Raw genomic sequence first — 7493 nt, 5'->3', positions numbered from 1 at the left:
AGGAGAAGAATTTTATGATTGAATTACTACATTTTCATCAAGGAGATTGTCCCACTTATATAAAAAAACAAATTATATCATTAATGAGACAAGAATGGCCACAAGCGTTTGGCGATAATGACGAGGATATACATTGGCCAGATAGTCTAGAGACTCAACCAACTTCATTAGTTTTTGTTGAAAATGATATTGTAATTAGTCATGCTGCTATTCCTTGGAAATATATAAATCATGAAGGGCAAAAATATAAAGCTTTTGGGCTTAGTGAAGTCGTGACTAATCCATCTTTACGTAAGCAGGGTTTCGGTTTAAGACTTATTAAAGAAGCTTATTCATTTATTGAAAAGAACAATCCTGATATTAGTATATTTACCTGTGAACATGCATTAGTGCACTTCTATGCAAAAGGTGGTTGGGAGCATAAACAAAACATAAACCTCATAGGAGGTACACGAAATAAACCTTTTAGAAGTGACTCATTAGGGCTGTGTACCATGATAAAGCTAATTTCAGCTACAGCTCAGACTAATCTCTTTTCTTTTGAAGAAACTGAAGTTTATCTAGAGTTAGGTGAACAAAGGCTTTGGTAGAGTTTATACAATAAAGGTTTCTAATTTCTTATTAAAGTATTTAATCATGAGTGAAAAATAAATAGATTGTGAAACATTATACCTAAATTAACGGATGTGATAGTTCAATAGAAACAGTCGCTTTTTCACTGACTGGCAGGTTAGATCAACAACAATATTATTTAATAAAGGGATTTTTAGCTTCCGAATACAAAGAGTAAAAATAGGAGGAGATGAAGAAATTTGGAAGGGAATAACCATATCATTCATATAAAGCCTTGGGAGGACCAAGACCTTGATTTACTTTTTCGTTTAAATGCTCCGGAAATGATGCAGCACCTTGGAGGTCCAGAGAGTGAACAGCAGATTTTGAAACGACACAAACGATATCTTGAGCTTAGTGATAGGGGACGCATGTTCAGCATAGTATTGTTACCTGAGCTAGAACGAGTAGGTTCTGTTGGTTATTGGCAAACTTCTTGGAAAGGAGAAAGTATTTACGAAACTGGTTGGAGCGTCCTACCCTCTTACCAGGGGAAAGGAATAGCTACAATTGCAGTGAAATTAGCAGTAGAAGAGGCAACTGCCGAGAAAAAGTATAAATACATTCACGCTTTCCCTTCAATTGATAATCCTGCTTCAAATGCAATTTGTCGGAAGCTTGACTTTCAATTCATCTCTGAATGTAAATTCGAATACCCTCCAGGAAGTTTTATGCTTTGTAATAATTGGCGTTTTATTTTAATTGGATAAATGTATTTTGGTTGGTCGAACTCTCGATTTTCTAAATAGGGTGGCTAGGGAAATTAATAAATAAGGAGGAGCAATCGAGGTGGCTGTCGCCGATGCCCTCGACCAAGAGCCCTTTGAACGAGGTTGCCAATGCAGCGGTCTTCATGGCCTCCGATCGGGCCAGTGCGATGACCGGAACCATCGCAAACCTGACCTGCTGTTCAATAATGGTTTAAACCGATAGAATAGCCTAACAACACCATGCAGCGGAAGGCACTACATCGATACCGGGATACGTCATGTTGCCGGTATCGTTACTAAATACAATGTTAGACATTTTTTTATTGGCTAAATTAGAATGGAGTTTGTGAAACAAGTACTTAAACGTGCTTTTATACAATATTTAAGTGGCTAGAAGGTTCTTAATACTGTTGAACGATCTTCCGTTAAAGGGCGCAATTGTTGAAAAGATTTAAAAATTAACGAGGTTCCATACCCCAGAAAATTTCTTCGCTCTTTGTAAAAGATTGAAGATATTCTCTATCTACAAGTTGTGAACGGTAAGCTCGAATAGCCTTTAGCTTTTGAAGTGCAACATCTTCATTCAGAGGCACTCTTTCTGGCGGAGGCTATGGAACAAAGCGAGGAATAGGAACTCTTTTAAAATCAAGTGCTTCATGAAGAGCAAAAGGATCTCGTGGCGTAACCCCTTGGGGCCATGGCCATTCGGAATCAGGTCCACTGTGGATTAAATAGGTATGAACACGACCTTTATACCCTAACACTTTAATTGCGTCTCGAACAAACCAGTTGACTGCCATGTGGTCAAGGTGTTGATCGGCTGCATGAGTGACATAGATTTCTTTCGGCTGAAAAATCTGAATGAGATCCATCGTATCAGAGAGTGCGAATTTCTTCAAATATGGTGCAGGTTTTCCATATGCAAGCCTGTGATAGTCAATTTGTGCAAGTCAATAGGTTTCATCTTTAAGAGTTGTGGGCGACTGGAAATAATTAGAATCTTCAATCTGGTATACCTTGTTTACTCCACCGTCAGGGTGCCCTAGAAAAGTAATATTTGAAGGATTTAGTCCCAGCGTCTTAGTAGCAGTATACACTTCTAACTGGCGTACCCATGACAATTCAAAGTAATCCCAAGAACTAAGATTATCAATATTCTTGTTCACTAGCATTGAAGCAGCTTTTGTGTATCCATCACATTCGTAAAGATAACTACATGAACTCGCTTTCCCGCAGCCAATGCATGCATAATCNNGAGTCTCATCATCGGGATGTGGAGCGAAAATCATGATGTCTACCGAATTAGCGCTAACACCTATATTACCTGTAAGATTACCGGAAACAGCTCTTGGTGAATAAAATGGTGCTAAGGGTATTTCTGGTGTTAAAAATGCTGAATCTGATAAGTGTTGGGGTGGTTGGTGATACGGATTAAAGTGCATCCTATTAAATTGATGAGATTTTCTTGAGTTGGGCGAATAAATAGTAGAAAGCAGCTGTAATTCAGATTTATTCACCTTAATTCCTCCTCTATATTAGTAGTAAGAACTCTTTCTAGAAGAATTTCCAGTTAATGTTGATTGGATCCTCTAAAATTCACTCCCTATAGATTTTCAAGACCAGTCTTTCGGCTTCCCCATTTATATATTTATGGTTTACCCTTGATTTACTCACTTGATAGGGAATCCAAGGTAAAGATCCATATTTATAATTATAGATATATGTGTTATTCATTTTCTGAAAAAAGATGGATCCTACTGCTTCTTTAAAATGCCTTTTATTGAATACCGAAAAATGGCAGAGTATGTAGGAGGCTCCAGCGAATGACACCGTTATTTTTAAATTACTAAGCCTTGAAGGTGAAAGGTATGCCACAATTGCTTGTTGGTTTAGATGAAAGTTTACGTTTTCATTATGTCTATTTTATGAAGGGGAACGCTGCTTCAATTACTGATTTTTTTCTAAATTTAAAGGTTTTTACTTTAACTAACGGGGCAGGGTAGGTTAATAGGGTTAAGAAATAATATAAAATAGATTTAAAGTTAAAGAATGTTAGAAAGAGAGATAATTTCAATGAAAAATTTTTTATAGTGATAAATTTCCTCATAATGATTGCTGGCTGTTCCATCTCCGACCGAGACAAATCTGAGGAAACAACTAATGCATTGTATCTTATTCCAAGTGGTTTTGAGGGTTCAATTTTAGTTTTTTATAATGTTCCTAACAAACCTAAATTGGAAAAAGAAGGGAAATATTCAATTGTTCCAGTAAACCTTGAGTATTTAAGAGCATTGGCGGGTACTGAAATACATCAATATGGCATTTATATTACCGCTACACCAGATATTTTTACCTCTAAACCATATATGGACTCTGCAACTGTCAACAATAAATATTATTACACGGATAAAAACGGGGATAGAACTGCTATTGATGAACAATGCACTAATTTTGGGACGAGTGGAAGTTTCACGGGAGATAACGGTAAAGAAATTTATTATCAAAGTGTTCAAATAACAAAAAGTCACTGCGGTGAAGTATTCAATTTCGATGGATTAGATATATATAATACTCAAAAGGAGGAAGTATTAAAATACTGGAGGGACGAACAATTATAAGGATTAAATGCCTTAATTACCTAAAGAGTGTAAGAGTTAAAGGCAGAACCTATGATAATAAGTGATGAAGAGTGAACATTGTTTTCTTCTCTTTTTTATTTTGACTATGTAAAGGGGTACTCATTTTTACTACCTTCTGCCAGCTTTGTTGGAAATATCGTAATTGTTTATGAATATCGAGATAAAATGTATCAAGCAAAATCGATTGAATTTCAACCTTATAGGGGTAGAGTCATGAAAATGAGGATTTACAACGTTGAGGAAATCACAATAAAAAAGCCTAAATTCCCAGTGTTATAAGTGAGAATTTAGGCTTTGGTTACTTCCTTAAAGAACCCGTTCGTTGAAGATCATTTGTAGCCCTAGAATAAAGATTGTTCGAAAAGTTACATTTACCCCATATTTAACATCAATACAAAAGACTCCATTTTGAACAAAGATTGATTAAAAGGGAGTGATTTTTATAGAAACATTAAAAAGAAAAAATGAAGTTAGGATATATTTATTGCTTCGTATGACAACTATCTGATTTTTAATATTATTTTCCCTTTCGCCCTTGCTGACTCCGCATATTCCATCGCTTTTTGAGCATCTTCAAAAGGATAAACTCTATCAATTATAGGTTTGATTTTACCAGTTTCAATTAAGTTTGCGAATATACGTAATTGCTCTCCACTTGGTTTCATAAACAAAAACGAATATTGAACATTATGCTTTTTTTCAAGTGCAGTAAGTTTAGTACTCGCCGCTGAAAACAACAACGTTTTAAAAAATCCTGAACCATATTCTTTAGCAAAACGAGCATTCGGTAATCCCGAAACGGAAACAATTTTTCCTCCGCTTTTTATCACTTCGAATGATTTATTGAGTATCTCGCCCCCAAGTGTATCAAATACGGCATCATAGTTTTTCAGGATCTCTTCAAATTTTTCTGTCTTGTAATTAATAATTTCATCTGTACCAAGAGATTTAACTAAATTCGCACCAGCTTCACTGGCAGTTGTTGCAACAGTGGCACCCATTAATTTTGCGAGTTGAATCGCAATGGTACCGACACCACCAGCCCCAGCATGAATCAAAACCTTTTGTCCTTTTTGTAATTGCAGGATGTCGTGTAAGGCCTGAAAGGAGGTTAACCCAACCAGTGGGATTGATGCTGCTTCCTCAAAGCTCAAATTTTTAGGTTTTAAGGCGATGTCATTTTCATGAATGGAGATATATTCCGCAAAAGTACCGATGTTACTCTTACGTGGACGTGCATATATTTCATCCCCAACTTTAAAACGAGTCACTTTTGCGCCAACCTTTGCCACGACACCAGAAAAATCATTCCCAAGGATAAGAGGCATTTTATATTTAACTAACAATTTCACTTTCCCATCGCGGATCTTAAAATCAACAGGATTAATACTAGCTGCATGAATTTCTGCGAGTACCTCATATTCTCCAATTTCAGGTGTGGGCAATTCTGCCAAACGCAATGGAACTTTCCCATACCTATCAATAACCATTGCTTTCATTGCATATACCTCCAAATAATGTGTGTTTAAATTCCATCATTTCAATAATAGTTCTGCATGAATTTATCAATATCCAACACAAGTGTTCTTAATAAACCTAATTCTGTACGCAGATTAATATAATAAAAGTTTTTTGTCCCTTCTTTACGCATTAAAATAACACCGGCATCTCGTAAAACCTTAAGATGATGGGACACAGCAGGACGAGAAAGATGTGTTTGTTCAGTGATTTCACCCACACGTAAACCTGTTTGACAATCCGTCCCCATTAGAACTAACAAGATCGATTGACGTGTTTCATCACCGATTGCCAATAGTACTTTTTGACAATTAATAAAATCCTCTTTGATCATATTTAGTTGGTCCTGTTTATTCATTCAGTAAAATACCTCCAACAATCAGTTTAATGGTTTAAGTTGATGAACCATATTACCGAATACAACAATATACTATTGTTATGTTAGGTGCAATATTGAGAAAGCAAATCGAGACGAATACATCGTAGAGGGGAAGCATCATTAACTTTTAATGTTCAGCAATCTAAAAAAGGGGACTACCTCTGAAAGCTTTCTCTAACATTGATAAAGACGGGATAATCGTCAGGAAAATGGGTCTAGCGTTGTAAATCTGCATTATCCTGATGGCACCCCTTGTAAATAAGTTATTGAAAAATGGACTTAAACGGGGAGCGTTAGGCGAATAAGAGGAGGACCGTCAAAGACGGTCTTTTTATTTATTATTATTGTTCGTTCCTAATGTGGATTTTCACTGAATTACTAGCTATTTTATATGATTTAAAATTGAATTTTGTCAATAGAATCTTTTAATAGCTGTGTATTGATTAGTCCTCACTTGTATCTAAATAAGGTTTGCCGCCAGTGTAACTAGAGTGTGTTGATGGATCCTCATTTGTTGTGTCTAAATAAGGATTATTAATCTGAATTGAAGGGTTCTTACTTGTATCTAAATATGGAAGTCCTCCAACATAATTATCAGTTTCTCTTGGCAGTTTATGATCTTGTTCTCGCATAAAAATTTCACCTCCGTTATTATATGTTGTGTGGTTGAGGTGATAAATATCAGTAGTATGGTGGTTTCAGTTGGTTAAAATTCGGTACCATGTAATGGGTAATACATATAATAACTACAGTTAATCTAATAAATTTAGACGAGGAGAAAATGTTATGCTTACCGAAGCCGATGCATTTAGAGTAGGCGAGATAATAACTGTAAGACTCATTGGTCAATTGCCCACACCATGTGATGAGGTAAAAGAACTCGTAAATTACCCGGCAAATGGAATTGGTTCTGCTCGTATTTTTCTTAGAGAAGGCAGAAAACCAGGAATGGAAAATACGTACTGCACTCAGGTATTGGGGAGAATATGGAGTATAAATTCCTTGATTCGTGACAAATATTCAAAGACTGTAGAGATTTTTATAAATGACCATTTTGTGAGGAAAGTTCGAGTCATAGAAATCTCACCAACAGGCGGCTGGCATAACATACATTGATTGAAAGTTTTACCCCTTTTTCAAATATAGTTTACACATATTATCTACCCGTATGGGTAGTTTTTCTTTGATTGAATTATGGCTATCTTTCTGAAATTAACCAAAGAAGAGTTAGATAGCACAAATGAAGCTTTATCTAAAATTGAAATTGAAGAACAAACTTCTAAATTAAAATGGACTTAAAATACACCACGGGCGGATTCTGCCTCCTTTGGTGTATTTTTTATTCATTTTGTGCCCATGGCAGAGTTTATTAATAAATCATAAATGCCTTTCCAGTAAAATTCCAACTTGTTCTGCCATAACTTGGGGTGGATAAGGCATTCCATTCGTAATCCACCATTCCACAATCCCGACATATGAAGTGACAATAAATTGAAGAAGAACATCTTCATTTAATTCATGGTTCTTTCCTTGTGATGTATCGATTTCATCCTTGAACTCTTCAACAAGAAACTCATGGAACTGCCTACGAAAAGATGGAGCTCCTTTACTTGCTAGCATCGTCGAAAAGAATAA

General features: G+C 35.9%; 10 protein-coding genes. 5 read left to right on the top strand and 5 right to left on the bottom strand.

Features of this window, described 5'->3' with window-relative positions; all coding sequences use genetic code 11:
* Together V7659_RS27485 and V7659_RS27480 are read left to right on the top strand one after the other, a co-directional pair.
* Nucleotides 1-590 (top strand): GNAT family N-acetyltransferase (locus V7659_RS27485; RefSeq protein ID WP_335543253.1); only part of this gene is annotated, 590 nt, incomplete at its 5' end.
* 222 nt (nt 591-812) lie between these two features.
* Complete coding sequence (locus tag V7659_RS27480; RefSeq protein ID WP_335543252.1) at nt 813-1322, top strand: GNAT family N-acetyltransferase; 510 nt, start codon at nt 813-815, stop codon at nt 1320-1322.
* Nucleotides 1323-1930: 608 nt separating this feature from the next.
* Here V7659_RS27480 and V7659_RS27475 read toward each other — a convergent pair.
* Complete coding sequence (locus V7659_RS27475) at nt 1931-2221, bottom strand: hypothetical protein (protein WP_335543251.1); 291 nt, start codon at nt 2219-2221, stop codon at nt 1931-1933.
* Nucleotides 2222-3190: 969 nt separating this feature from the next.
* On the opposite strand from V7659_RS27475, the gene V7659_RS27470 reads away from it, so the two are divergent.
* Both V7659_RS27470 and V7659_RS27465 read left to right on the top strand, forming a co-directional pair.
* Nucleotides 3191-3325, top strand: a complete 135-nt coding sequence (locus tag V7659_RS27470) for a hypothetical protein (RefSeq protein ID WP_335543250.1) — start codon at nt 3191-3193, stop codon at nt 3323-3325.
* Nucleotides 3326-3487: 162 nt separating this feature from the next.
* The gene (locus V7659_RS27465) at nt 3488-3940 is read left to right on the top strand and encodes a DUF6843 domain-containing protein (RefSeq protein WP_335543249.1); all 453 of its coding nucleotides are present in this window, start codon (nt 3488-3490) and stop codon (nt 3938-3940) included.
* 521 nt (nt 3941-4461) lie between these two features.
* Here the strand turns inward: V7659_RS27465 and V7659_RS27460 are convergent.
* The 3 genes from V7659_RS27460 to V7659_RS27450 all read right to left on the bottom strand — a co-directional run bounded on the left by V7659_RS27460 (nt 4462) and on the right by V7659_RS27450 (nt 6490).
* The gene (locus V7659_RS27460) at nt 4462-5460 is read right to left on the bottom strand and encodes an NADP-dependent oxidoreductase (RefSeq protein ID WP_335543248.1); all 999 of its coding nucleotides are present in this window, start codon (nt 5458-5460) and stop codon (nt 4462-4464) included.
* 41 nt (nt 5461-5501) lie between these two features.
* Nucleotides 5502-5837: an ArsR/SmtB family transcription factor gene (locus V7659_RS27455; protein ID WP_335543247.1), complete on the bottom strand. Its 336-nt coding sequence runs from the start codon at nt 5835-5837 to the stop codon at nt 5502-5504.
* A 464-nt stretch (nt 5838-6301) separates the two neighbouring features.
* Nucleotides 6302-6490 (bottom strand): hypothetical protein, encoded by a 189-nt coding sequence (locus V7659_RS27450; protein WP_335543246.1) that lies wholly within the window; start codon nt 6488-6490, stop codon nt 6302-6304.
* A gap of 154 nt (nt 6491-6644) precedes the next feature.
* Between V7659_RS27450 and V7659_RS27445 the strand changes: the two genes are divergently transcribed.
* Nucleotides 6645-6974, top strand: a complete 330-nt coding sequence (locus V7659_RS27445; RefSeq protein WP_335543245.1) for a hypothetical protein — start codon at nt 6645-6647, stop codon at nt 6972-6974.
* A 261-nt stretch (nt 6975-7235) separates the two neighbouring features.
* Here the strand turns inward: V7659_RS27445 and V7659_RS27440 are convergent.
* A partial coding sequence (locus V7659_RS27440) for a TetR-like C-terminal domain-containing protein (protein WP_335543244.1) occupies nt 7236-7493 on the bottom strand: 258 nt, incomplete at its 5' end.

Source organism: Neobacillus drentensis (assembly GCF_036966985.1).
Classification (GTDB): Bacteria; Bacillota; Bacilli; order Bacillales; family Cytobacillaceae; genus Neobacillus; species Neobacillus drentensis_E.
The sequence above is the reverse complement of the archived record's forward strand: the minus strand, read 5'-3'. Positions and strand labels throughout refer to the sequence as shown.

Bases quoted from the DNA above. Each gene is read 5' to 3' on its own strand.
- V7659_RS27470 (WP_335543250.1), top strand. From the start codon at position 3,191: ATGCCACAATTGCTTGTTGGTTTAGATGAAAGTTTACGTTTTCATTAT.
- V7659_RS27460 (WP_335543248.1), bottom strand. From the start codon at position 5,460: ATGAAAGCAATGGTTATTGATAGGTATGGGAAAGTTCCATTGCGTTTG.
- V7659_RS27455 (WP_335543247.1), bottom strand. From the start codon at position 5,837: ATGAATAAACAGGACCAACTAAATATGATCAAAGAGGATTTTATTAAT.
- V7659_RS27450 (WP_335543246.1), bottom strand. From the start codon at position 6,490: ATGCGAGAACAAGATCATAAACTGCCAAGAGAAACTGATAATTATGTT.
- V7659_RS27445 (WP_335543245.1), top strand. From the start codon at position 6,645: ATGCTTACCGAAGCCGATGCATTTAGAGTAGGCGAGATAATAACTGTA.